This is a genomic window from Cellulosimicrobium arenosum, assembly GCF_014837295.1.
GTDB classification, from domain to species: Bacteria; Actinomycetota; Actinomycetes; order Actinomycetales; family Cellulomonadaceae; genus Cellulosimicrobium; species Cellulosimicrobium arenosum.
The window spans coordinates 1-24,146 of sequence record NZ_JACYHB010000017.1; the positions used below are offsets into that span (position 1 = coordinate 1).

Annotated in this window: 21 protein-coding genes and 2 tRNA genes; 9 read left to right on the forward strand and 14 right to left on the reverse strand. The window is 73.0% G+C overall.

The genetic code is table 11. The annotated features are described in order from the left end of the window. The 6 genes from IF651_RS16155 to IF651_RS16180 form a co-directional block, all read right to left on the reverse strand. Positions 1 to 461, reverse strand: a 461-nt coding sequence (locus IF651_RS16155) for a ClpX C4-type zinc finger protein (protein ID WP_191830162.1), incomplete at its 3' end; no start/stop codon positions are given. Positions 462 to 632: 171 nt separating this feature from the next. Next, entirely contained in the window at positions 633 to 1,349 is a 717-nt protein-coding gene (locus tag IF651_RS16160) for an ATP-dependent Clp protease proteolytic subunit (protein WP_338404011.1), read from the reverse strand. Between the two features lie 38 nt (positions 1,350 to 1,387). Further along, on the reverse strand, positions 1,388 to 2,035 hold the full coding sequence (locus tag IF651_RS16165; RefSeq protein ID WP_191830163.1) for an ATP-dependent Clp protease proteolytic subunit: 648 nt from the start codon (positions 2,033 to 2,035) through the stop codon (positions 1,388 to 1,390). Positions 2,036 to 2,281: 246 nt separating this feature from the next. Then, positions 2,282 to 3,727 (reverse strand): trigger factor, encoded by a 1,446-nt coding sequence (tig, locus tag IF651_RS16170; RefSeq protein WP_191830164.1) that lies wholly within the window; start codon positions 3,725 to 3,727, stop codon positions 2,282 to 2,284. Between the two features lie 191 nt (positions 3,728 to 3,918). Continuing rightward, positions 3,919 to 4,299 carry a cupin domain-containing protein gene (locus tag IF651_RS16175; protein ID WP_191830165.1) on the reverse strand — a complete coding sequence of 127 codons (381 nt, stop codon included), beginning with the start codon at positions 4,297 to 4,299 and terminating at the stop codon, positions 3,919 to 3,921. Between the two features lies 1 nt (position 4,300). Next, positions 4,301 to 4,374 (reverse strand) — tRNA-Pro (locus IF651_RS16180). 185 nt (positions 4,375 to 4,559) lie between these two features. Between IF651_RS16180 and IF651_RS16185 the strand changes: the two genes are divergently transcribed. From IF651_RS16185 to IF651_RS16200, 4 genes are all read left to right on the forward strand, one after another. Further along, positions 4,560 to 4,633, forward strand: a tRNA-Gly gene (locus IF651_RS16185). A 426-nt stretch (positions 4,634 to 5,059) separates the two neighbouring features. Then, positions 5,060 to 5,995, forward strand: a complete 936-nt coding sequence (cysK, locus tag IF651_RS16190; protein ID WP_191830166.1) for a cysteine synthase A — start codon at positions 5,060 to 5,062, stop codon at positions 5,993 to 5,995. A gap of 1 nt (position 5,996) precedes the next feature. Then, positions 5,997 to 6,623 (forward strand): serine O-acetyltransferase, encoded by a 627-nt coding sequence (cysE, locus tag IF651_RS16195; RefSeq protein ID WP_338404012.1) that lies wholly within the window; start codon positions 5,997 to 5,999, stop codon positions 6,621 to 6,623. A gap of 185 nt (positions 6,624 to 6,808) precedes the next feature. After that, positions 6,809 to 7,861 (forward strand): LLM class F420-dependent oxidoreductase, encoded by a 1,053-nt coding sequence (locus IF651_RS16200; protein WP_191830167.1) that lies wholly within the window; start codon positions 6,809 to 6,811, stop codon positions 7,859 to 7,861. Positions 7,862 to 7,889: 28 nt separating this feature from the next. Here the strand turns inward: IF651_RS16200 and IF651_RS16205 are convergent, their stop codons facing one another. Then, positions 7,890 to 8,306 carry an MGMT family protein gene (locus IF651_RS16205; RefSeq protein WP_191830168.1) on the reverse strand — a complete coding sequence of 139 codons (417 nt, stop codon included), beginning with the start codon at positions 8,304 to 8,306 and terminating at the stop codon, positions 7,890 to 7,892. Between the two features lie 131 nt (positions 8,307 to 8,437). Between IF651_RS16205 and IF651_RS16210 the strand changes: the two genes are divergently transcribed. Further along, positions 8,438 to 9,808: a GNAT family N-acetyltransferase gene (locus tag IF651_RS16210; RefSeq protein WP_191830169.1), complete on the forward strand. Its 1,371-nt coding sequence runs from the start codon at positions 8,438 to 8,440 to the stop codon at positions 9,806 to 9,808. Positions 9,809 to 9,815: 7 nt separating this feature from the next. Here the strand turns inward: IF651_RS16210 and IF651_RS16215 are convergent, their stop codons facing one another. Beyond that, complete coding sequence (locus IF651_RS16215) at positions 9,816 to 10,832, reverse strand: Fpg/Nei family DNA glycosylase (protein WP_191830170.1); 1,017 nt, start codon at positions 10,830 to 10,832, stop codon at positions 9,816 to 9,818. Position 10,833: 1 nt separating this feature from the next. Continuing rightward, positions 10,834 to 11,295, reverse strand: coding sequence for a ribose-5-phosphate isomerase (locus IF651_RS16220; RefSeq protein ID WP_191830171.1), 462 nt, complete (start codon positions 11,293 to 11,295; stop codon positions 10,834 to 10,836). A 59-nt stretch (positions 11,296 to 11,354) separates the two neighbouring features. Between IF651_RS16220 and IF651_RS16225 the strand changes: the two genes are divergently transcribed. Continuing rightward, the gene (locus tag IF651_RS16225; protein ID WP_191830172.1) at positions 11,355 to 13,397 is read left to right on the forward strand and encodes a M13 family metallopeptidase; all 2,043 of its coding nucleotides are present in this window, start codon (positions 11,355 to 11,357) and stop codon (positions 13,395 to 13,397) included. A 40-nt stretch (positions 13,398 to 13,437) separates the two neighbouring features. On the opposite strand, the gene IF651_RS16230 is transcribed toward IF651_RS16225, so the two are convergent. Further along, positions 13,438 to 14,442 carry a hypothetical protein gene (locus IF651_RS16230; RefSeq protein ID WP_191830173.1) on the reverse strand — a complete coding sequence of 335 codons (1,005 nt, stop codon included), beginning with the start codon at positions 14,440 to 14,442 and terminating at the stop codon, positions 13,438 to 13,440. Between the two features lie 172 nt (positions 14,443 to 14,614). Continuing rightward, complete coding sequence (locus IF651_RS16235) at positions 14,615 to 15,244, reverse strand: mycothiol-dependent nitroreductase Rv2466c family protein (RefSeq protein ID WP_338404013.1); 630 nt, start codon at positions 15,242 to 15,244, stop codon at positions 14,615 to 14,617. Between the two features lie 153 nt (positions 15,245 to 15,397). Here IF651_RS16235 and pepN point away from each other — a divergent pair, with 153 nt between their 5' ends. After that, the gene (gene pepN / locus IF651_RS16240; RefSeq protein ID WP_191830175.1) at positions 15,398 to 17,989 is read left to right on the forward strand and encodes an aminopeptidase N; all 2,592 of its coding nucleotides are present in this window, start codon (positions 15,398 to 15,400) and stop codon (positions 17,987 to 17,989) included. A 33-nt stretch (positions 17,990 to 18,022) separates the two neighbouring features. Here pepN and malQ read toward each other — a convergent pair whose 3' ends face one another. Continuing rightward, on the reverse strand, positions 18,023 to 20,200 hold the full coding sequence (gene malQ, locus IF651_RS16245) for a 4-alpha-glucanotransferase (protein ID WP_338404014.1): 2,178 nt from the start codon (positions 20,198 to 20,200) through the stop codon (positions 18,023 to 18,025). A 91-nt stretch (positions 20,201 to 20,291) separates the two neighbouring features. Between malQ and IF651_RS16250 the strand changes: the two genes are divergently transcribed. Then, positions 20,292 to 21,386 carry a mechanosensitive ion channel family protein gene (locus IF651_RS16250; protein ID WP_191830177.1) on the forward strand — a complete coding sequence of 365 codons (1,095 nt, stop codon included), beginning with the start codon at positions 20,292 to 20,294 and terminating at the stop codon, positions 21,384 to 21,386. Here the strand turns inward: IF651_RS16250 and IF651_RS16255 are convergent. Continuing rightward, a complete protein-coding gene (locus IF651_RS16255) occupies positions 21,359 to 21,871 on the reverse strand; it encodes a PTS sugar transporter subunit IIA (protein ID WP_338404015.1) in 513 nt (170 codons plus the stop codon). The two genes, IF651_RS16250 and IF651_RS16255, sit on opposite strands and share 28 nt — an antisense overlap. Before the next feature lie 17 nt (positions 21,872 to 21,888). Further along, a complete protein-coding gene (locus IF651_RS16260) occupies positions 21,889 to 22,134 on the reverse strand; it encodes a PTS sugar transporter subunit IIB (protein WP_191830178.1) in 246 nt (81 codons plus the stop codon). Positions 22,135 to 22,398: 264 nt separating this feature from the next. Here IF651_RS16260 and ptsP point away from each other — a divergent pair, with 264 nt between their 5' ends. Further along, positions 22,399 to 24,081: a phosphoenolpyruvate--protein phosphotransferase gene (gene ptsP, locus IF651_RS16265; protein ID WP_338404016.1), complete on the forward strand. Its 1,683-nt coding sequence runs from the start codon at positions 22,399 to 22,401 to the stop codon at positions 24,079 to 24,081. The last annotated feature ends 65 nt before the right edge of the window (positions 24,082 to 24,146 follow it).

Genomic DNA, 24,146 nt, shown 5'->3' on the forward strand with positions numbered 1-24,146 from the left:
TCCGTCAGCGCCGTCGCGTCCGCGATCGCGAACGGCACGTTCAACAACCGCGCCAACGTCTGCGCCAGATACGTCTTGCCCGTCCCCGTCGGACCGATCAGCAGCACGTTCGACTTCGACAGCTCGACCGGGTCGCCGTCGGGACCCGACCCCTTGAGGCTCACCCCGGCGCGCACGCGCTTGTAGTGGTTGTAGACGGCCACGGCGAGCGCACGCTTGGCACCGTCCTGACCGATGACGTACTGCTCGAGGAACTCGAAGATCTCGCGAGGCTTGGGCAGCTCGTCGAGCTGCGCCTCCCCTGCCTCGCTGAGCTCCTCCTCGATGATCTCGTTGCACAGGTCGATGCACTCGTCGCAGATGTAGACGCCTGGACCGGCGATGAGCTTCTTGACCTGCTTCTGCGACTTCCCGCAGAACGAGCACTTGAGCAGGTCGGCGCCGTCTGAGATGCGAGCCACTGCGTGTCTCCTTGCCTCGGTGCCCCGGTCGGACGTGTCCTGCTCCCCATTCCACACCACCGCGACGACGTTGTCAGGTGGGCGCTCCGGCGGTGCGCGAGAACACGTCGCGCCGCCGACCCCGGGACGGGATCGACGGCGCGACGCTCGCTCCTGCGCAGCCGGCTCCGGTCAGGGCTTGTTGATCTGGACCGGCTTGCGGCTCTCGAGGACCTGGTCGACGAGACCGTAGTCCTTCGCCTGCGCAGCGGTCAGGATCTTGTCCCGCTCGATGTCCTGGCGGACCTGCTCGATCTCCCGGCCCGAGTGCAGCGCGAGGGTGTCCTCGAGCCACTCGCGCATCCGGATCAGCTCGTTGGCGTGGATCTCGATGTCGGACGCCTGCGCGTAGCCACCGCCCTCCATCGCCGGCTGGTGGATCAGGACCCGTGCGTTGGGCAGCGCGAGACGCTTGCCCGGCTGGCCAGCGGCGAGCAGCACGGCCGCGGCGGAGGCCGCCTGACCGAGGCAGACGGTCTGGATCTGCGGCTTGATGTACTGCATCGTGTCGTAGAGCGCCGTCATCGCCGTGAACGAGCCACCCGGCGAGTTGATGTACAGGATGATGTCGCGGTCGGGGTCCTGGCTCTCGAGGACGAGCAGCTGGGCCATGACGTCGTCGGCGGACGCGTCGTCGACCTGGACGCCCAGGAAGATGATGCGGTCCTCGAACAGCTTGGTGTAGGGGTCCTGGCGCTTGAAGCCGTACGCGGTGCGCTCCTCGAACTGCGGGAGCACGTAGCGTGCCGACGGGGCACCGCCCGGCATGGCGACGCCGCCGGGGCGGGCCGCCGGGCCGGCGAGGCGCTGCGCGGTGGACAGGTACTGGGACTCGGCGCTGAAGCTCACGGGTTCTCCTCGGGTGAAGTCTGTGTCCGGTGGCGGGTTCAGGAGGCCGTGGTGCCGCCGCCGCCGGTGACCGACGAGGCGTTCGTGACGACGTGGTCGATGAAGCCGTACTCCTTGGCCTCCGCGGCCGTGAACCAGTTGTCCCGGTCGTTGTCCTTGACGATCTGCTCGAGCGACTGGCCGGTCTGCTCCGCGGTCAGCTCCGAGAGCACGCGCTTCATGTGCATGATCAGCTGCGCGTTGATCCGCACGTCGGTCGCGGTGCCGCCGATGCCGCCGGACGGCTGGTGCATCATGACCCGGGCGTGCGGCGTCGCGTAGCGCTTGCCCTTGGTGCCCGAGGAGAGCAGGAACTGCCCCATCGACGCGGCCATGCCCATCGCGATCGTGGCGACGTCGGGCTGGATGTACTGCATCGTGTCGTAGATCGCCATGCCGGCCGTGATCGAGCCGCCCGGCGAGTTGATGTACAGCCAGATGTCCTTGTCCGGGGCCTCCGCGGCGAGCAGCATCATCTGCGCGCAGATGGCGTTCGCGTTCTCGTCGCGGACCTCCGACCCGAGCCAGATGATGCGCTCCTTGAGGAGCCGGTTGTAGATGGAGTCGTTGAGTCCGAGGCCCGGACCCTCGGCACGTCCGACCGGGGCCGTCGCGTCGGACGGCAGGTACAGCTCGTTCACTTCCATCTCCTTCGTCGCTCCTGCGGGGCTCCCCGCCTGCGCTGCGAGCGGTCGGGACGGTGTGCTCTCCGTCCGCTACCGCCTTGCTGCAGTGACCCTAACGCGGCGGGGGTCGCGCACTCGTCCCGACAGGGCGCCGTTTCGCTGTCGGCGCACCGACGCGTGGTCGCGGACAGGTCCGGCCGCACGACCACGGCCCGCACCCTCCGGGTGGAGGGTGCGGGCCGTGGTCGACCGGTGGAGCGGGAGGCCTCAGGCCTTCGCGCTCTTCGACGCCTTCTTCTTCTTCGCGGGCTCGGCCGCGGCGGCCTCCTCGGCCTCGACCTCGGCCACGGCCTCCTCGGCGAGCTCCTCGGTCACGGCCTCGGCGGCAGCCACCTCGGCGTCCTCCTCGGAGAGCTCCGGGACCTCGTCGGCCGCGTCGTCGGCGTCGGAGCCGATGAACTCGGTGAGGTCGACGACCGTGCCGGCGGAATCCTTGACCTCGACCTGCCGCAGTGCGACCGCGAGCGCCTTCGACCGGGCGACCTCTCCGACCATCGCGGGGATCTGACCGCCCTTGTCGATCGACTGGATGAACTCGTTCGGGTCCATCCCGTACTGACGCGAGGCCTGCACGAGGTACTCGAGGAGCTCGTTCTGGGCGACCTTGACCTCGAGCTGCTCGGCGAGCGTGTCGAGCAGGATCTGGTTCTTGATGGCCGTGGTCGCCTCCACCGTGACCTCGGCGCGATGCTCGTCGTCCTCGAGCCGGCTCTCGGACTCGAGGTGACGGTGCACCTCGGCCTCGACGACTCCGGCCGGGACCGGGACCTCGACGGCCTCCTCGAGCGCCTTGAGCAGCCCGTCGCGCGCGGCGACGGCCTGGTCCGACGTCTTGCTGCCGGCGGCCTGCTCACGCAGGTCCGTCGTCAGCTCGTCCAGGGTGTCGAACTCGGACGCGAGCTGGGCGAAGTCGTCGTCCGCCGCAGGCAGGTCGCGCTGCTTGACCGAGGTCGCGGTGACCGTCACCTCGGCGTCCTTGCCCTCGTGCTCGCCCCCGGCGAGCGGTGCCGTGAACGTCGTCGTCTCGTCCGCGGACAGCCCGGTGAGCGCCTCGTCCAGCCCGTCGAGCATGTTGCCCGAGCCGATCTGGTAGCTCACGCCGGACACGGAGTCGACCTCCTCGCCGTCGACGACGGCCTTGAGGTCGAGGACGACGAAGTCGCCCTCGGCTGCCGGGCGGTCGACGCCGACGAGGGTGCCGAAGCGCTCGCGCAGCGCGTCGAGGCGCTCGGTCACGTCCTCGTCGCTCACCTCGGCGGCGTCGACGGTCAGCGCGATCGACGACAGGTCCGGGAGCGTGATCTCGGGACGGATCTCGACCTCGGCCGTGAACTTCAACGGCCCCTCCGCCTCGAGCGGCACCTCGGTGACCTCGACCTCGGGCTGGCCGAGCGGACGGATGCCGGACTCGGTGACCGCCTGGCGGTAGAAGCCGGAGAGGCCCTCGTTGACTGCGTGCTCGAGCACGGCCGGCCGACCCACGCGCTGGTCGATGATGCGGGGCGGGACCTTGCCCTTGCGGAAGCCGGGGATGTTCACCTGCTCCGCGATGTGCTGGTAGGCGTGGTCGATGCTCGGCCTGAGCTCGTCGTACTCCACCTCGACGGTCAGCTTGACCTTGGTGGGGTCCAGGGTCTCGACGTCGCTCTTCACTTCGATGGTCTCCAACTGGTCTGGGCGGGCCGGCGTGCGGCCGGGGACAGCACCGTGCTCTCACGCGGACGCGTGGAACGAACGGAACGGGAGCGGAAGGCAGCAGTCCACGGGGATCCCCGCGGACGCGCCGACCACAGACGTCGCACGTGCGCGGACGAACGGGCAACCGTCCTATCGTACGGGAACGGTCAAGCGCGACGGTTCCCCGGGTCTCCTGCGACCGCCCGGAATCGCCCCCCGAGCTCCACGTCGCCGTCCGTCTCCAGCACGACCACGACGCTGTCCGAGACCGCCCAGGACTGGTGCTCCTCGCCCGGTGACCAGAGTGCAAGACGTCCCGGGGTCACGGTCGCTCGGGCGTCGTCGTCGCCGACCACCGTGCACTCCCCCGCCACGACGGCGAACACCTGGGTACGCGTCGCCCGGTGCCTGCCGATCGTGCCTCCGGCGGCGACCCGGGCCACGTGGACCTGGGTCCGCCCGTCCGTCGCCGGCGGCAGGGCGTCCATGACGACCCCGGTGCTCCCGAACCGCTCGACCGGGTACTGCACGACCTCGAAGATCCGCACGTCGGGGTGACAGGATTTGAACCTGCGACCCTCTGCTCCCAAAGCAGATGCGCTACCAAGCTGCGCCACACCCCGATGCCGGCCGCGGGGCGGCGGGCATGGCAAGTGTACTGGTGGAGGGCGGGTCCGGATGCTGGCCCCGGACGGCCTCCGGGGGACTCTGGGGGGGCTCCGGGGGGGCTCTGGGGGACTCTGCGGCGGGCGGGCCCCACGGTTTGCTATCGTTGCCGCCGCAGGCAGCCGGGCTCCCGGCGGCCCTCGCGGGCGTAGCTCAATGGTAGAGCCTCAGTCTTCCAAACTGATCACGCGGGTTCGATTCCCGTCGCCCGCTCCACCCACGGGCGCCCCACCGACTCGGTGGAGCGCCCGTCGTCGTCTCCACCCGCGGACAGCCGTTGCGGCTCCGCGACGCGGACCGATAGCCTCAGGGCAACGCACGTCGCAGCGCCGCACCGCCGCCACCGCACGGCGGCCCGCGACCGTCGGCGCGCATCCGACCAGGAGGAGCGAGGAATGACCGCGAGCACCGCGCTTCCCGCGCCGTCCCGTCGCGCTCTCGCGCGCACCTCCTGTTGTTGCTGTCCCGGCTGTCGCTGACGACCGCCCAGCGCGCGGACCGCCGCGCAGACCGACCGCGAGAGCTCGTGCCGCGCACGACGCGCCGTCGGTCGCCGCACGACGCGCCCCGCCCGTCCGCGGCACCTCGCTCCCGCACCACCACCGCCCCGGCTCGCCCGAGCCGTCGACAGAAGAGGAACTCATGGCACGCATCTACGACGACGTCACCCAGCTCGTCGGCAACACGCCCCTCGTCCGGCTCAACAAGCTCACCGAAGGCGTCGGCGCGACGGTCGTCGGCAAGCTCGAGTTCTACAACCCCGCGAACTCCGTCAAGGACCGCATCGGTGTCGCGATCATCGATGCCGCCGAGGCGTCGGGCGAGCTCGCGCCCGGCGGCACGATCGTCGAGGCCACCTCGGGCAACACCGGCATCGCCCTCGCGATGGTCGGCGCGGCACGCGGCTACGACGTCGTGCTCACGATGCCCGAGACGATGTCCAAGGAGCGTCGCGCGCTGCTGCGGGCCTTCGGCGCCGAGCTCATCCTGACGCCCGGCTCCGAGGGCATGAAGGGCGCGGTGAACCGCGCGGACGAGATCGTCGCCCAGCGCGAGGGCGCGATCCTCGCGCGCCAGTTCGCCAACGAGGCCAACCCCGAGATCCACCGGCGCACGACCGCCGAGGAGATCTGGGCGGACACCGACGGCGAGGTCGACATCGTCGTCGCGGGCATCGGCACCGGCGGGACGATCACCGGAGTCGGCCAGGTGCTCAAGGAGCGCAAGCCGGGCGTGCAGATCGTCGCGGTCGAGCCCGAGGAGTCGGCCATCCTCAACGGCGGCGCGCCCGGGCCGCACAAGATCCAGGGCATCGGCGCGAACTTCGTGCCCGAGATCCTCGACACCTCCGTCTACGACGAGGTCCTGGACGTCAACGCCGAGACCGCCGTCGAGTACGCGCGGCGCGCGGCGAAGGAGGAGGGCCTGCTCGTCGGGATCTCGTCCGGCGCGGCGATCTACGCGGCGCTCGAGCTCGCGAAGCGTCCCGAGAACGCGGGCAAGTTGATCGTCACGATCATCCCGTCGTTCGGCGAGCGCTACCTGTCCTCGATCCTCTACGCCGACCTGCTGGACTGACGTGTCGGCACCTGCTGCGCAGCGCGGCGCACCCGGCTCCCGGGTGCGCCGCTTCCTGCGCGTCCTCGCCGAGGACCTCGAGGCGGCCCGACGGCGCGACCCGGCCGCGCGGACACGTCTGGAGGTGGCGCTCGCGTACCCCGGGCTGCACGCCGTGTGGGCGTACCGGCTGGCGCACCGGATGTGGCGCGAGCCCCTGCTGCGCCTGCCCGCGCGCCTCGTCTCGCAGGCCGCGCGCACCGTCACCGGCGTGGAGATCCACCCGGGTGCCCGCATCGGGCGGAGGCTGTTCATCGACCACGGCATGGGGGTCGTCGTCGGCGAGACGGCCGTGGTCGGGGACGACGTCGTGCTCTTCCACACGTCGACCCTCGGCGGCCGCTCGATGCGCCGCGGCAAGCGCCACCCCACGCTCGGGGACCGGGTGGTCGTCGGTGCCGGCGCCAAGATCCTCGGCCCGGTCTGGGTCGGTGACGACGCGCAGGTCGGCGCGAACGCGGTCGTCGTCAAGGACGTGCCCGCGGGTGCCGTCGCGGTCGGCGTCCCGGCCCGCGTCCGGTTCCCGCGACGCGGCGCCGACGACAGCACGGTGGAGGACCCGTCGCTGCTGATCGAGTACGTCATCTGACCCGCTGCGCGGGCCCGGCACGTGCGGCCTGGGGATGGTCTCGAGCACTCCCGGGCGTCCGCTAGGCTACTTCCAGCGGTACCCGAGACCTCGCGTCCCGGATACCCCCCTGCCCGTGACGCGGCTCGGGTACCGCCCTACTCTCCCCCTCGGACCCACCAGTCCCTCGACGACGAGGAGCACCCATGCGCCTGGGAATCCACACCGGCTACTGGTCCGCCGGGCCTCCCCCCGGGATCCAGGACGCGGTCCTGGCGGCCGACCGGCTCGGCGTCGACTCGGTGTGGACCGCCGAGGCCTACGGGTCCGACGCGTTCACCCCGCTCGCGTGGTGGGGCGCGGCGACCTCGCACGTCCGCCTCGGCACCGCGGTCGCGCAGATCTCCGCGCGCACCCCCGCCGCGACCGCGATGGCCGCGCTGACGCTGGACCATCTCTCGGGCGGTCGCTTCGTGCTCGGCCTCGGCGTCTCCGGGCCGCAGGTCGTCGAGGGCTGGTACGGCCAGCCGTACGCGCGCCCCCTCGCACGCACGCGCGAGTACGTCGACGTCGTGCGTCAGGTCCTCGCGCGCGAGGCTCCGGTCACGTCGGCGGGACCCCACTACCCGCTCCCCCTGCCCGACGGCGCAGGAACAGGTCTGGGCAAGGCGCTGCGCTCGACCGTGCACCCGTTGCGCGCCGACCTGCCGATCCACCTCGCGGCGGAGGGACCCAAGAACATCGCCCTGGCCGGCGAGATCGCCGACGGTTGGCTGCCGCTGTTCTACTCGCCGCGCATGGACGCCTCGTTCCGCGAGCTGCTCGCGGACGGCTTCGCGAAGCGCTCGCAGCACCGCTCGCCGATCGACGACTTCGAGGTCAGCGCGACCGTCCCCGTCGTCGTCGACGAGCACGTGGAGCGCGCCGCGGACACGGTCCGCCCGTTCCTGTCGCTCTACGTGGGCGGCATGGGCGCCAAGGGCGCGAACTTCCACCGCGACGCGCTCGATCGGCTGGGATACTCCGACGCGTGCGACGAGATCCAGGCGCACTACCTCGCGGGCCGCAAGGACCTCGCGGCGGCCGCGGTGCCGACGGCGATGGTCGAGGACGTCGCGCTCGTCGGTCCGGCGGAGAAGATCGCCCACGACCTGGGTGCGTGGCAGGAGACCGCGGTCACGACCCTGCTCGTGCAGGGCGACGCCACGGCGGTCCAGGTGGTCGCCGCCGCGCTGGGAACCGAACCCACCGGGCACTGAGGCCACGCCGACCTCGTGGCGGCCGGGATCAGGGGTGCCGGTCCGGACCGGACCCGCCGGGCGCGGTATCGGCGTCCGGGTCGGGGAACCACACCGCCCGTCGCAGATCGACGCGCCGGCCGTCCGCGCTGAGCGGACAGCCCTCCGCCCGGAGCGTGCGCAGCACCTCCTCGCGCTTGTGCGCCGGGGGGTACCCCGACGCCGCGAGGACGCGCCACCACGGCAGGGGCGCGCCGTCGTCGTCCACGCCGGACGACTCCCGCAGGACCCGGCCCACCTGGCGGGGTCCGCCGCGGTGGAGCGTCTCGCCCACGATCTCTGCGACGAGGCCGTACGTCATCACGCGTGCGGTCGGGATGCGCCCGACGAGGGCGAGCACCGCCGCGGCGTACTCCGCGGCGTCCGCCGTACCGGTCGAGGCACCCAGGTCGTGGGACGGTTGCATCGAGACGGTCTCCCTGCGGGTCGCGCCGGGCGACGGTCGCCGGACCTCGCCATCGTGCCACGTGGGTCACAGGTTGCGCGGCCCGCGAGATTCTCCTGGCGCCGACCACCGCAGGTCGCGATGATCGAGGCATGAGCCACGACCGTCCGCCCGAGCCGACCACCCCTGGCGTCACCGCCGACCGGCTGCCCCCGCGGTACGCGTTCACCGACCTGCAGGTCGAGGACCTGCGTGCCGTGCTCGAGCTCGACGGCACGGTCTTCCCGTCTCCCGTCGAGGTGGACGAGCTGGTCGACCGACCGCTCCCGCTGACGTGGCCGCGCACCCTCGGCGTCGTCCACGAGGTGCCCGACCCCGCCGCCGAACCGGTGGACGGCGCCGTCCCCGTCCTGCGGGACCTCGTGGCCCTGCACAGCTCGTACCCGTTCTCGCGCTTCCCCGTGCCGGGCGGCGTCGCCCCGGTCGCCGGTCTCACGTGGGTCGCGGTGCACCCGGGACACCGCCGACAGGGGATCCTCACCGCGATGATCCACACCCACCTCGCCCGCTGCCGTGAGCGGGGCGAGCCGTTGTCCGCGCTCTTCGCCGCCGAGGCCGCGATCTACGGACGGTTCGGCTACGGTCGCGCGGCCGACGACCTGCGGGTGACCCTGCCCCGTGGCGCGCGACTGCGGGACGTCCCCGGCGCGGCGCGCCACACCGTCCGGATCGAGCGTGCGGACCGCGAGCGCCACGGGGACCTCGTGGCCGACCTGCACCGGCGCGTCGGCGACGACCCGACCGGGCACGGCGGCGTCGTGAACCGACCGGGGTGGGCTGCCCGCGAGACACCCGAGCTGCAGGCGATGTTCTGGGACGACGCGAAGGTCTTCCGCAAGGACCGTGAGCCCACCCGGATCGTCGTCGTCGAGCTCGACGGCGAACCACGGGGCTACGCCCGGTTCCACCGCACGCTCTCCTGGGAACCCTCGGGGCCGCGCGGGTCGGTCCGCACGGGCGAGGTCGTCGCGCTCGACGCGGCCGCCGCCCGGGCGCTGTGGGGGGTGCTCACCGACCTCGACCTCACGCACGAGGTCGTGCCGTTCGTGCTCCCCGTGGACGACGCCGTGACCCACCTGCTCGTCGACCCTCGCTCGGCGACGCCACGGATCGCCGACAACCTGTGGGTGCGGGTCGTCGACGTGGCCGACGCGCTCACCGCCCGACGCTATGCGGCCGACGTGGACGTCGTGCTGCACGTCACCGACGAGCTGCTGGGGGACAACACGGGGCGCTGGCGCGTGCGCGGCGACGCGTTCGGCCCCGCGGTCGCGCACCGCACGGACGACGCGGCCGACCTGTCCCTGGACGTCCGCGAGCTCGGTGCGGCGTACCTGGGCGGCACGAGCCTGGCCGCGCTGGGCGCAGCCGGGTTCGTCGCCGAGCACACGCCGGGTGCGCTCGCCCGGGCGAGCGCCGCCTTCTCGTGGCCGGTGGCGCCGGTCTGCGGCTGGGTCTTCTGAGGAGCCTTCAGCCCTGGCAGCGGGCGCACCGGTACAGCGTGCGGCCTGCCAGCTCGGAGCGCAGCACCGGGGTGCCGCAGACACGGCACGGGAGCCCGTCCCGGTGATAGACGTAGAACGCGTCGTCCGCGGGCACGGTGCCGGGTACCCCGTCGGTGTTCTGGCGCACCGTGCGGGCGCCGGGCCCTGCGCCGGCGACGGCGTCGCGGTCCTCGGGCCGCGTCGTGACGATCGCGCCGTCGCGCGCACCGGCACGCATGAGGACGACGAGGTCGTCCCAGATCGCGCGCAGCACCGCCGCCGGGACGTCGCGTCCGGGTCGCAGCGGGTCCAGCCCGGCGCGGAACGACGACTCCGCGCGGTAGATGTTGCCCACCCCCGCCACGACGTCCTGGTTCATGAGGAGCACCCCCACCGGGGTGCGCGACCGCCGCACCCGCGAGACGAACGTCTCGCGCGGGTCCGGCTCCCCGGGCACGACCTCACGGAGCGGGTCGGGACCGAGCCGTCCGGTGACGGCGCGCTTCTCCGCGTCCGTGATCACCTCGCAGGCCGCCGGACCCGTCAGGTCCGCGACCGCGTGCTCTCCCAGGAGACGAGCGCGGACGGCTCCTCGGGGCGGCGGGGCCGACCACGCGACGTCGGGCCCCTGGCCGGACGCCGACGGTCCCGGAGCGCCCGCGGGGACGGTCTCGCGCTCGCCGACGCGCCGCCGTGGCGCCCCGATCGCGTGCGCGACGGCGGTGCTGCCGTCCCCGGCGAACGTCCAGGCCCCGTACAGACCCAGGTGGACGCGCAACCAGCGCCGGCACCCGGCGGTCGTCGCCGGGCCCGCGCCCGGTCGCGGAGCGAAGCCGAGGAACAGGTGCTTGCCCCAGGCCTCGCTCGCGACGAGCACGTGCCCGTCGACGACGGCCGCGCCCGCGTCGAACCGACCCTGCGGGCTCGAGACCGCCAGCTGCTTCCCGAGGAAGAGGTCGAGGAACGTCCGCGCGAGCCGGTGGACGGTGTGCCCCTCCGGCACCTCAGGCGGAGGTGCCGCGCGAGGCCTCGTACGCGGCGAGCTGGTCGATGCGGCGCTGGTGACGTGCGTCGTCGCTGAACGGCTCGGCGAGGAACGCGTCGACGAGCTCGACGGCCTCGTCCGTCGGGTGCTGCCGGGCTCCCACCGCGACCACGTTCGCGTCGTTGTGCTGGCGTCCCAGCCGTGCGGTCTCGAGGTTCCACGCCAGCGCGGCACGCACGCCGTCGACCTTGTTCGCCGCGATCTGCTCGCCGTTGCCCGACCCACCGATGACGACCCCGAGCGAACCCGGGTCGTCGACGACGGCCTCCCCGGCGGCGAAGCAGAACGACGGGTAGTCGTCCAGGGCGTCGTAGGAGTGGGCGCCGTGGTCGGTGACGTCGTGCCCGGCGGACCGCAGGTGCTCGACGAGGTGGGTCTTGAGCTCGTATCCGGCGTGGTCGGAGGCGATGTGTACGCGCATGGGTCCATCATGCCGCCCCCGGACGCCGGGCACCGTGGCGAGGTCGTAGCCTGAGACGCATGACTCAGACCTCATCGTCGTCCACCCCACCGGCCTCGGACGAGCTGCGCTCGGGCATCGACCGCACCGCGCTCGACCCCGCGACCCGGCCCCAGGACGACCTCTACCGGCACGTCAACGGACGCTGGCTCGCGACGCACGAGATCCCCGGGGACCGCGCGATGGACGGCGCGTTCCGTGCCCTGCACGACCAGGCCGAGGCCGACGTGCGCGACATCATCACCGACCTGGGCGCCCAGGTCGCGTCCGGTGACCCGGACGTGAGCCCGGACGCTGCCAAGGTCGGGGCCCTGTACGCGAGCTTCATGGACACCGAGACGATCGGGTCGCTCGGCACCACGCCGCTGCAGACGGACCTCGCGCTCGTCGCCGCCGCCACGACGCAGGCCGAGCTGACGGGTGCGCTCGGCGCGCTCCAGCGCACCGGCGGGGCGGGCGCCGTCGCCCTGTGGGTCGACAACGACGCGAAGGACCCGGAGCGCTACGTCGTCTACCTGCACCAGTCCGGTCTCGGGCTGCCCGACGAGGCCTACTACCGCGAGGACCAGTACGCACCGGTCCGCGAGACGTACCGGGCGCACGTCGAGCGCATGCTCGGTCTCGTCGGGGTGACGAGCGAGGCGTGGGGTGCCGCTCCCGCCGAGGCCGCGCAGCGGGTCGTGGACCTGGAGACCAGGATCGCCGCGCAGCACTGGGACGTCGTGCGCGACCGCGACGCGGACCTGACGTACAACCCGATGAGCATCGGCGCGCTCGAGGAGTCCGCTCCGGGCTTCGACTGGCGCGCATGGGCGCTCGCGCTCGGCGCCCCCGCGGGCGCTCTGGACGACCTCGTCGTCCGGGAGCCGGACTTCGCTGCCGGCTTCGCGGCGTTGTGGCAGTCCGAGCCGCTCGAGGACTGGAAGCTGTGGATGGTCTTCCACCTGGTGACCGCGCGCGCTCCGTACCTGAACGACGAGCTGGTCGAGGCGAACTTCGACTTCTACGGTCGCACGCTCTCCGGGGCGCAGGAGGTGCGCGAGCGCTGGAAGCGCGGGGTCTCGGTCGTCCAGGGAGCACTGGGCGAGGCGGTCGGCGCGCAGTACGTGGCTCGGCACTTCCCGCCGTCGCACAAGGCACGGATGGAGGAGCTGGTCGCGACCCTCGTCGCTGCCTACCGCGAGTCCATCGGGACCCTCGACTGGATGACCGACGACACCAAGGCCAAGGCCCTCGACAAGCTCGAGGCGTTCACCCCGAAGATCGGCTACCCGGTGCGGTGGCGCGACTACTCGGCACTCGACGTCGAGCCGGACGACCTGGTGGGCAACGTGCGCCGGGCGCACGCGTTCGAGCAGGACCGCGAGCTGGGCAAGATCGGCAGGCCGCTCGACCGCGACGAGTGGTTCATGACGCCCCAGACCGTCAACGCCTACTACAACCCCGGCATGAACGAGATCGTGTTCCCCGCGGCGATCCTGCAGCCGCCCTTCTTCGACCCGGACGCGGAGGACGCCGTGAACTACGGCGGCATCGGCGCGGTGATCGGGCACGAGATCGGGCACGGGTTCGACGACCAGGGGTCGAAGTACGACGGCGCGGGCCGCCTCGAGGACTGGTGGACCCCGAGCGACCGGGACGAGTTCGAGACGCGGACCCGAGCCCTCGTCGCCCAGTACGACGCGTACCGTCCCGCGCAGCTCGGCGACGACGGCCCGCACGTCAACGGAGGCCTGACGATCGGTGAGAACATCGGCGACCTCGGCGGGTTGTCCATCGCGCTCAAGGCGTATCGGATCGCGCTCGGGCGTCCGTTGTCGCAGGCTCCGGTGGTCGACGGCCTCACGGGCGTCGAGCGCGTGCTCCTCGGCTGGGCCCAGGTCTGGCAGTCCAAGGGACGCGACGAGGAGGTCGTGCGCCGCATCGCGACCGACCCGCACTCGCCGAACGAGTTCCGCTGCAACGGCGTGGTGCGCAACGTGGACGAGTTCTACGAGGCCTACGACGTCCGGCCAGGAGACACCCTGTACCTCGATCCGGCGGAGCGCGTGCGCATCTGGTGAGGTGCGCGCAGCTCTGAGCGGCCCGGACGACCCGGGCCGCTCAGAGCGTGCTGATCCCCGCGCGAGCGATGACGAACCCCGTGCCCGTCGTGTCGTCCCGGCACGTCATCCCGGTGTCCTCGCTGTCGCACGTGTAGTCGCCGACCGTCTTGCTCGTCCCGTAGTCCAGCAGCGCGACGCTCTCGTCCGCGGGACCCGGCTGCTCGGAGGCCGGCACGCACGGTTGGTCCACCCCGTCCGCGTCGAGCGTCGCCCGGAAGCCGATGGACCCGTCACAGCCGTCGACGGGCGCGGGCTGGCTCGCGAGCGTCGCGATCGAGCAGGTCACGCCCAGGTCGGTCATCTCGCAGGTGATGTTGCGCGACTCGGACGCGAAGGTCTCCGACACGGTCGGTTCCGCCGGCTCCGCGGACTCGTCGTCCGTGGCGGCCGCGGATGGCGGCGCGGACGACTGCGTGGTGCCCTGCGGGTCGTCGTCGCCGCCTGCCAGGGAGAGGGCGAACAGCACCGCGCCGACGACGAGCAGGACGTCGATCACGATGAAGGCGATCCAGCCCGCACCGAGGCCTCGCCGCCCGCGGCGGCCACCGGAGCGTCCGCCGGACCCGCTGCCGGCACCGCCCGACGGCGGCGACGCCGGCGTGGTCGGTTCCCGGCGCTGCACGCTCTCGGCGGACGGCGCTCCGGCCGCCGCAGGCGGGTGGTACGCGGGCCGGGAACCGTTCGGCGAGGGAGCCGGTGCCTGCTGACCGATCGACCCGACCGGCGCCGGAGCGCCGTATCCCGGTTCGGTCGCGTAGCGGACCCGCTGCGGCGGGACCGCGGACCCCGCCCCGACGACCTGGGTGGACCCGTCCGCAGCTCCCGCGGTCGCGGCCGGCAGCTGGACGGCCGTGGGTGGCCCGTCGCCCGCCGCGACCGGCCGGGTGCGCGGCGCGTGCGCACCTCGCGCGCCGACCGGGGCGAAGGTCGGGGGCAGGGCAGAGCCCGACGACCCACCGGGCGTCGGTGGCGGAGGCGGCGGCACGGGTGCGTTCGCGGACATGCTCGGACTCCTCGTGGGCTTCTCGACGGCCCCGCGTGGTCGCGACCGCCACGGGGCGGGCCGTGCGTGCACGGCCCACAACCTCACGAAGCATGGCACGACGCCCCGGCCGCGGTCGAACCGCACCCACGCGCCCACGTACCGGTCACGTGGAGCAGGGACGGACGGGGAGTCAGTCGAAGACGGGTCCCTGGGTACGGCTGCGCTTGAGCTCGTAGAAGCCCGGCGTCCCGGCGACGAGCACGCACCCGTCCCAGAGCCGGCCGGCGGCCTCGCCCTTCGGGGCGGGTGTCACGACGGGGCCGAAGAACGCGGTACCGCCGAACGCGACGACCGGGGTGCCGACGTCGTCGCCGACGAGCCGGATCCCCTCCGCGTGCGACGCGCGCAGCTGCGGGTCGTACGCGTCGGAGGTGGCGGCGTCGGCCAGCTCCGCCGGCAGCCCGACCTCGGCGAGCGCCTCGGCCACGACCGCGTCGAGGTCCTGCCGCCCCCCGGGGTGGATCCGGGTACCCATCGCGTCGTACAGGGGCTTGACCACGTCGTCGCCGTGCTCCAGCCGCGCGGCGGTCACGACGCGGACCGGACCCCACGCGCGGTCCATCAGCGCACGGTAGTCCTCGGGCAGCTCGCGGTCCTCGTTCAGCACGGCGAGGCTCATGACGTGCCAGTGCACGGTGATGTCACGGACCTGCTCCACCTCTCCGATCCAGCGGCTCGTCATCCACGCCCACGGGCACAGGGGGTCGAACCAGAAGTCGGCGGTGGTGTCGGGTACGTCCGTCGTCGCAGCAGTGGTCACGGAGGGGTCCCTTCGGGATGGACGGTGGGTCGGGTGCTTCTCGCAGCGTATATCCCGGCGGTGGACCGGGGCTGCGTGGGATGATCGTCGCCGGCCCACAGGCCGCACCGAGCTCGTGCACCGAGCCCCGTCCAGACCGACCGAGGAGTAGCAGTGCCCGGAGAGAACCTCACCCGTGCCGAGGCGCGCGAGCGCGCAGAGATCGTCGACGTCGGCTCCTACGACGTCGCCCTCGACCTGACCACGGGGGCGTCGACGTTCGCGTCCACGACCGTCGTCCGGTTCACCGCGACGCAGGGCGCGTCGACGTTCGTCGACCTGGTCGCGCCGACCGTGCGCGAGGTCGTGCTGAACGGGCGTGCGCTCGATCCGGCGCAGGTGTTCGCCGACTCGCGGATCGCGCTGGACGGGCTCGCCGCGGACAACGAGCTGCGCGTCGTCGCCGACTGCGCGTACACCAACACCGGCGAGGGCCTGCACCGCTTCGTGGACCCCGTCGACGACAAGGTGTACCTCTACACGCAGTTCGAGGTTCCGGACGCTCGCCGCGTGCTCGCGGTGTTCGAGCAGCCCGACCTCAAGGCGACCTTCACCTTCACGGTGACGGCACCCGCCGCGTGGCAGGTCGTGAGCAACCAGCCGACGCCGGAGCCGGAGCCGCTCGGCACCGTGGCGGACCCGACGGGCACGGGCGCGGGCGACGTCGAGGTCGCGCGCTGGTCGTTCGGCCCGACCCCCCGCATCTCGTCCTACATCACCGCGCTCGTCGCGGGGCCGTACGTCGTCGAACGCTCCGAGCTGACCAGCGCCGACGGCCGGACGATCCCCCTGGGCGTCTTCTGCCGGGCGTCGCTGGCCGAGCACATGGACGCCGACTACGTGTTCGACAAGACACGCGAGGGCTTCACCTTCTACGAGGAGGCGTTCGCCTGCCCGTACCCGTTCGACAAGTACGACCAGCTCTTCGTGCCCGAGTACAACATGGGCGCGATGGAGAACGCGGGGTGCGTGACGTTCACCGAGACGTACGTGTTCCGCTCCAAGGTGACCGAGGCCGTCAAGGAGCGTCGCGTCGTGACGATCCTCCACGAGCTCGCCCACATGTGGTTCGGCGACCTCGTCACCATGAGGTGGTGGAACGACCTGTGGCTCAACGAGTCGTTCGCGGAGTACGCCTCGACGCTCGCGACCGCGCAGGCCACCGAGTGGACCGAGGCCTGGACGACGTTCGCCGCGATGGAGAAGTCCTGGGCGTACCGTCAGGACCAGCTGCCCTCGACCCACCCGATCGTCGCGACGATCAACGACCTCGAGGACGTCTTCGTCAACTTCGACGGCATCACCTACGCCAAGGGTGCCTCGGTGCTCAAGCAGCTCGTCGCGTGGGTGGGCCAGGAGCAGTTCCTCGCGGGTGTCGCGGCCTACTTCCGCAAGCACGCGTGGGGGAACACCGAGCTGCGCGACCTGCTGGTCGAGCTCGAGGCCACGAGCGGCCGCGACCTCGGTGAGTGGTCGGCGAAGTGGCTCGAGACGGCGGGCGTGAACACGTTGCGCCCCGAGGTCGAGATCGACGCGCACGGACGGATCGTGTCCTTCGCCGTGCTGCAGTCCGCGTCCTCGGACCACCCGACCCTGCGCCCGCACCGCCTCGGCATCGGCTGCTACGACGTGTCCACCGTCGACGGCCGTGAGGTCCTCGTCCGCACGCACCGGGTCGAGATCGACGTCGACGGCGCGCGGACCGAGGTGCCGGAGCTGCTCGGGCTCGACCGCCCGCAGCTGATCCTCCTCAACGACGACGACCTCGCGTACGCCAAGATCCGGCTCGACGACGCGTCGCTCCAGGTCGCGACCGAGCGGCTCGCCGACCTCGCGGACCCGCTGGCCCGCTCGCTCGTGTGGGGTGCCGCGTGGGACGCGACACGCGACGGCGAGGCGTCGGCGAGCGCGTACGTCCAGCTCGTGCTCGCCAACATCGGCCGCGAGACCGAGTCGACCACGATCCGTACGACGCTCAACCAGCTCGCGCTGGCCGCCAAGACGTACGTGGCGCCCGAGCGACGTGCCGAGACCCTCGTCGAGGTCGGCGACGCGCTGTGGACGCTCGCGGGCCGGGCCGAGGCCGGCTCCGACCTGCAGTTCCAGCTCGTGAAGTTCTTCGCCCACCTCGCCTCGACACCCGCGCACGGTGCGATCCTGAGGGGGCTGATCGACGGCTCCGCGCAGCTCGAGCGGCTGGAGATCGACACCGACCTGCGCTGGGAGATCCTCGAGGGCCTCGTCCTGCTCGAACTCGCGGACGACGCCGAGATCGAGGACACGCTGGCGGCGGACTCGACGGCCACGGGACGCCAGTCCGCCGCGCGCGCCCGCGCGACGGTGCCCACGGCCGCGGCGAAGCGCGCAGCGTTCGACCGGCTCGTCGGTTCCGCGGACGCGCCCAACGCGATCGTGCGGGCGACGACGCAGGGCTTCCAGCACGTCAACGACCCCGCGGTGCTCGCACCACTGGTCGGCGCGTACTTCGACGCCCTCCTGCCCCTGTGGGACGCGCGGTCCTACCACATCGCGGAGGCGTTGGTCACCGGTCTGTACCCGGCACCGCTCGCCAGCATCGCCCTGCGGGACGCCACCCGCGAGTGGCTCGAGGCGAACGACGCGGCCCCGCCGGCGCTGCGCCGGCTCGTCGTGGAGAACCTCGCCGGGGTCGAGCGCGCCCTGAACGCCCAGGCCGACGACGACTGACCTCTGCCCGAGGTAGCACGCCGGTCCGGCGTGCTACCTCGGCAGGGGCTGGTTCATCGCGGCGGCGAGGGACCGCAGCCGCGCGTTGTCGAACAGGTCCTCGAGCATGACCACGTTGCCGGCCGAGTCGCCGAGCGGGACCCGCCAGTTCGGGTACTCACGGTCCGTGCCCGGCTGGTTCTGCGCGCGGCGCTCCCCCACGGCGTCGGTGAGGGAGACGCCGAGGAGCGCCGCAGGGCTCTGCCGGATCATCAGGTGCAGCGCCTCCACGAGCTCGCGCTCGGACGGCTCCTCGCCCACGAGGCCCCGCTCCCGGAGGAAGGCGACCGTCCGCTCGCGCTCGACCCGGGCCTGTCGGCGCACAACGGCGACCGGTTCCGTGAGGACGCCGAGCCGCTCCCGCAGCTCCACGTGCTCACCCGCCAGATAGCCCGCCGTCGGGGGCAGGTCGTGGGTCGTGACCGTGGCGAGCGTGAGCGGGCGATAGTCCTCCGGTGCCAGGGGGGCGCCGTCGTCGGTCTTCTCGAACCACAGCACCGACGTGCCGAGCACGCCCCGCTCCGCGAGGTAGTCGCGCACCCACGGCTCGAAGACACCGAGGTCCTCGCCGATGACCGTCGCACCGGCCCGCTGCGCCTCGAGGCACAGGATCCCGATCAGCGCCTCGTGGTCGTAGCTGACGTACGCACCCGCGTCGGCACGGGCGCCGCCGGGGATCCACCACAGCCGGAACAGCCCGATGACGTGGTCGATCCGGATCGCACCGGCGTGCCGCAGGACGGTGCGCAGCATGTCCCGGTACGGCGCGTACCCGGCGCGCGCGAGCGCCTCCGGGTGCCATGGCGGCTGGGACCAGTTCTGCCCCTGCTGGTTGTAGGTGTCCGGCGGCGCGCCCACGGACACCCCCCGCGCGAGGACGGACTGGTTCGCCCAGGCGTCGGCCCCCTCGGGGTGCACGCCGACGGCGAGGTCGTGCATGATGCCCACGCACATGCCGGCCTCGCGTGCGGTGCGCTGCGCGACGCGCAGCTGCTCGTCCGCGACCCACTGCAACCAGCAGTAGAAGTCGATCGTGTCGGAGAGCTGCTCGCGCAGCCCTGCCACCGCCGGCGACGCCGGGTCCAGGACGTCCCGCGGCCACTCGGCGTCGCCGTAGTGGTCCGCGAGCGCGCACCAGGTCGCGAAGTCCTCCAGCCCTCTGCCCTGCCCCGCCCGGAACTCGTCGAACCCCGCCTGCCGGGCGGTCGAGCGCGGCGCGGCGAAGACGACCTCGAGCGCGGCCTTCTTCGCCTCCCACGCCGGGTCGCGGTCGATCGGAGCGGGGTCGGAGCCCAGGTCGCGCACCGGGTCGAACGCCCACTCCACGAGCGAGCGGTCGGCGGCCGACAGGTACGCGGTCTCCCTGATGTCCTCGACCCGCACGTACAGCGGGTTGACGAAGCGCCTGCTCGTCGGCAGGTAGGGCGACGGCGTCATCGGCGTGCGCGGCTCGGCGGCGTGCAGCGGGTTGATGAGCAGGAAGTCCGCCCCGGCCTCACGGGCCGACAGCCACGCCAGGTCGGCGAGGTCGGCCAGGTCCCCGACGCCCCAGGACGCACGCGAGCGCACGGAGTAGAGCTGTGTCATGAACCCCCAGGGGGCGCGGCCCTCCGGCGCCGGCGGCGGGTCGAGCCGCTCCGGCGTGACGACGAGCGTGGCCCGGGCCCGGGCCTCGCCGCTCACGGCGTGCAGGTCGTGCCACCCGAGGGGAAGGTCCGCCGGGATCTCGAACGTCGCGCGCCCGACGCGCCGGCCGTCCACCGTCTGCGGCGGGACCGGGACGTCGAGCTGGGTCGCGTCCCGGCGCTCGCGGACGGGACGCGGGCCGGACGTCCCGCGCGCCGCGTCGTGGGGGGCCTCGAGCTCGATCCAGACCTCGACGTCGGCTCCGTCGGCGACGTGCACGGGCACGGCTGCCGCGGCACCGTGCCGGACGACGACGGTCGGCGGGAGCATCCGGCGCCACGCGTCGTCGCGCGAGTGCTCGAGACTGACCGCGACCTTCTCCGGTGACGACGCCGGGACGCCGAGAGCCTCGAGGACCGAGACGAGGGTCGACGCGCGCACCGCGTGCCGTACGCCGTCGAAGCCGTGGAAGCCGGTCGCGACCCCGTGGGCGTCGGCCAGCTGTGCCAACGGCTCGGGCAGTTCCTCGTGCTGGGGTTCGCTCACGCAGACGATCCTGCCAGAACCGGCCACCGCAGGCAGGACCGGGTCCTCGGCGCGCCCCGGACCGGTTCGACCGGGCAGGTAGCCTGCCACCATGCTCTCCACCTTCCTCGCCGGCGCACAGACCGACCCGGACGGTTTCGACCCGAGCGAGCCGCACGACTGGTTGACCTGGTTCGTCGGGCTCCCGCTGCGCGTGATCCTCATCATCGGGATCGGCGCGGTGGCGCTCGGCCTCCTGCGCCGTGTCATCCGCGGGGTCACCGAGCACATCGCCGCCGGGACACCGACGCGGGCCGGTGCGCGGCTGCGCGGTCTCGGCCGGACCGAGGTGGGCTCCGCCATCATGCGTGCCACGCCGATCGCCAACCCGCTCGCGACCGCTCGCCGCGCCGCGCGCGCCCGCACGATCGGCTCCGTCCTGCGCTCGGCGGCGAACATCCTGATCGGGACCACCGTCGTCCTCATGGTCCTGGCCGAGCTCGGCATGAACATCGGTCCCTTCCTGGCCTCCGCCGGGATCGCCGGCGTGGCGCTCGGCTTCGGTGCCCAGAGCCTCGTGAAGGACTTCCTGTCCGGGACGTTCATGCTGCTCGAGGACCAGTACGGCGTCGGCGACGTCGTCGACTTCGGCGAGGTGACGGGAACGGTCGAGGAGGTGGCGCTGCGCGTGACCAAGGTGCGCGACCTGGACGGGACCGCGTGGTACGTGCGCAACGGCGAGATCCTGCGCACCGGCAACATGTCCCAGGAGTGGGCCCGCGCGACCGTCGACGTCCGGGTGGCCTACTTCGCCGACGTCGACGCGGTGCGTTCCGCGCTCCTCCAGGCGGCGCAGCGCGTCGCGGACGACCCGATGATCGGCTCGTACCTGATGGAGCCCGCCGAGGTCGTCGGGGTCGAGGACCTGACGGCGGAGGCGCTGCGGCTCAAGGTGTGGGTCAAGACCCAGCCCGCCATGCAGTGGGAGGTCGCCCGCGCGCTGCGCGTCAGCGTCCGCGACGTCCTCGCCGAGGCGGGCATCCCGCTCGCCGGCGCCCAGCAGGTCGTCGTCCTCGACCAGTCACCGGCACGGGCGGACGCGCAGGAGAATCCGGTCGACGGTGCCGACGTGCCCCGTGACGCGGCCGCTGCGGCTGCGGGGATCGCGCACCGGGACGCTCAGGACCAGGAGAACAAGGGGTCCTGAGCGACGACGGCCGCACCGGCCGTGGCACGCACGCGCACACGGTCGGGCTCGGCCTGCAGCGCGACGACCGGGCAGACCGTCGACAGCCCGGCAGCGACGACACGCGCGGGGTCCCAGGTGATGACGAGGTCGCCACGACGCACCTCCGCGCCGGCCTCGACGTGCAGCGTGAAGCCGTCCCCGCGCAGGTTCACGGTGTCGATGCCGAGATGGACGAGGATCGCGCGCCCGGAGGTCGTCTCGAGGGCGAACGCGTGCGGGAAGAGGGAACCGATGCGCCCGTCGGCGGGCGCCACCACGTGGGAGTGCTCGACCGGCTCGGGGTCGATCGCGATCCCCGGTCCGACGATCTGCTGCGAGAAGACCGGGTCGGGTACGGCGGACAACGCCACCACGGACCCCGCGAGGGGGCTCGTGACGAGCAGCGACGACAGGTCGTCGTGCGCGGGCGGGCGAGGCGACCGGGCCGTCGTCGGCCCCGTCACCGGTGTGCGCGACCTGCTCAACGCAGCGCGTCGAGGTCGGCGGCGAGGTTGTCGGCCTCCGGTCCCACGATGACCTGGACGACCCGGCCGGACCGCACGACGCCGAACGCGCCGGTCTCCTTCAGGCGTGCCTCGTCCACCAGCTCCGGGTCGCTGACCTCGACGCGCAGCCGCGTGATGCACGGCTCGAGGTCCACCACGTTGCCCTGGCCACCGAGGGCGTCGAGAATGTGCTGTGCCTTCTGGTCCGAGGGAGTGCTCATGAAATGTCGTCTCCTGAGGCAGTGGTGCGGTCAGTACCGCACGGTGGAACGGATCACGGGGCACGTGGTCGTGCTCCTGGCTCCAGGGTAGTCTCCCGACGCCGGGGGGACCGATCGCGCGTCGCGAGCCGCAGGTGCCGCACGTCGCTGCTCTCGGGTACGGTGCCGACCACGAGGCGGCGCGCGCCGAGCGGTGCGGGGCGGCCCGTGCGCAGGACGGCTCGGGGCGCCAGCCCGGGCGGACGGACGAGGCGGTGGCAGCAGGTGGCAGGACAGCTGATCACGGGGATCGGGGTGTGCCCGGGCACGGTCGTGGGGCCGGTGGTGCTCATGCCCGAGCCCGTCGAGGAGCCACCACCAGGCGTACGGGTCGCGCCTCAGGCGGACCACGAGGCGCAGGCGCGACGCATCGACGACGCCGCACGGCACGTCGCGACGGATCTCGAGCGCGCCGCCGCCCAGGCGGACGGCGAGACGCGCGACGTCCTCGAGGCGACCGCGGCGATGGCGGCCGACCCGACGCTCGCCGCCGACGCCCGGCGCCGGGTGCTCTCCGAGCACCTCGTGCCCGAGCGCGCGGTGTGGGAGGCCGCGGACGAGGTGGCGCGACAGTTCACCGAGCTGGGCGGGCACCTCGCCGAGCGGGCGCGCGACGTCGCGGACGTTCGCGACCGGCTCGTGGCCGCGCTGGCCGGCCGGCCCGCGCCCGGCGTGCCCGACCACACGGAGCCGTTCGTCCTCGTCGCCCTCGACCTCGCCCCGTCCGCCACCGCGGCGCTCGACCCGTCGCGGGTCCTGGCGATCGTCACCGACGGCGCCGGACCCACGTCGCACACGGCGATCGTCGCCAACGCCAAGGGCATCCCCGCCGTCGTCGCGGCGGACGGGGCGAGCGCGGCCCTGGCGGCCGGAGACCTGGTGCTGGTCGACGGGTCGGCCGGGACCGTCGTCGTGCACCCGTCGCCGGACCAGGTCGCCGCGGCCCAGGCGCGTGCGCAGCAGGCCCGCACGTTCGACGGGCGCGGACGCACGCGCGACGGGCATCGCGTCCAGCTGCTCGCGAACGTGGGCGACCCGGCGGGTGCCGCGCCGGCCGCCGCCGCGAACGCCGAAGGGGTGGGCCTGTTCCGCTCCGAGTTCTGCTTCCTCGACCGCCAGGACCCGCCCACGGTCGAGGAGCAGGTCACGGCCTACCGGACCGTCTTCCACGAGTTCGCCCACCGCAAGGTCGTCATCCGCACGCTCGACTCCGGCGCGGACAAGCCGCTGCACTTCCTCACGGTCTCGGACGAGGAGAACCCGGCGCTCGGTGTCCGCGGTCTGCGCACCGCGGCGCGCTGGCCCGACCTGCTCGAGCAGCAGCTGGACGCGATCGCGCAGGCCGCCGGTGCCGAGGAGGCCGAGGTCTGGGTCATGGCGCCCATGGTCTCGACCGTCGGCGAGGCCGAGTGGTTCGTCGAGCGCTGTCGCGCGCACGGCCTCGACGTGGCGGGAGTCATGATCGAGGTCCCGAGCGCCGCGCTGCTCGCCGGGCCGATCCTCGCCCGCGCCGCGTTCGCGTCCATCGGCACGAACGACCTCACGCAGTACACGATGGCCGCCGACCGCCTGCTCGGCTCGCTCGCCGAGCTCAGCGACCCGTGGCAGCCGGGCGTCCTGCAGCTCGTCGCCGCGACGTGCGCCGGCGGCGCGCAGCAGGGGCGACCCGTCGGCGTCTGCGGGGAAGCGGCCTCGCAGCCGGTGCTCGCGGTCGTCCTCGTCGGGCTCGGCGTCACCTCGTTGTCCATGACCGCCCGTGCGATCCCCGACGTGGCGGCGCTGCTGCGCGAGGTGGACCACGACGAGTGCCGGCGCCTGGCCCGCCTCGCGCTCGAGGCCGAGAGCGCGGCGCAGGCGCGCGCCGTCGTGCGGCAGAACCTGCCCGTGCTGGCCGAGCTCGGCCTGTGACCTGTGCCCCACCGGCTCGTGGATCCCGTGCCCGCACCCCGGGGCACGGGCACCGCGATGCGATG

What these genes read in the sequence shown, in the direction of transcription:
- cysK (WP_191830166.1), top strand. Translation starts at nt 5,060, where the DNA reads ATGGCACGCATCTACGACGACGTCACCCAGCTCGTCGGCAACACGCCC.
- IF651_RS16200 (WP_191830167.1), top strand. Translation starts at nt 6,809, where the DNA reads ATGCGCCTGGGAATCCACACCGGCTACTGGTCCGCCGGGCCTCCCCCC.
- IF651_RS16210 (WP_191830169.1), top strand. Translation starts at nt 8,438, where the DNA reads ATGAGCCACGACCGTCCGCCCGAGCCGACCACCCCTGGCGTCACCGCC.
- IF651_RS16225 (WP_191830172.1), top strand. Translation starts at nt 11,355, where the DNA reads ATGACTCAGACCTCATCGTCGTCCACCCCACCGGCCTCGGACGAGCTG.
- IF651_RS16205 (WP_191830168.1), bottom strand. Translation starts at nt 8,306, where the DNA reads ATGCAACCGTCCCACGACCTGGGTGCCTCGACCGGTACGGCGGACGCC.
- IF651_RS16250 (WP_191830177.1), top strand. Translation starts at nt 20,292, where the DNA reads ATGCTCTCCACCTTCCTCGCCGGCGCACAGACCGACCCGGACGGTTTC.
- IF651_RS16230 (WP_191830173.1), bottom strand. Translation starts at nt 14,442, where the DNA reads ATGTCCGCGAACGCACCCGTGCCGCCGCCTCCGCCACCGACGCCCGGT.
- IF651_RS16220 (WP_191830171.1), bottom strand. Translation starts at nt 11,295, where the DNA reads ATGCGCGTACACATCGCCTCCGACCACGCCGGATACGAGCTCAAGACC.
- IF651_RS16165 (WP_191830163.1), bottom strand. Translation starts at nt 2,035, where the DNA reads ATGGAAGTGAACGAGCTGTACCTGCCGTCCGACGCGACGGCCCCGGTC.
- IF651_RS16260 (WP_191830178.1), bottom strand. Translation starts at nt 22,134, where the DNA reads ATGAGCACTCCCTCGGACCAGAAGGCACAGCACATTCTCGACGCCCTC.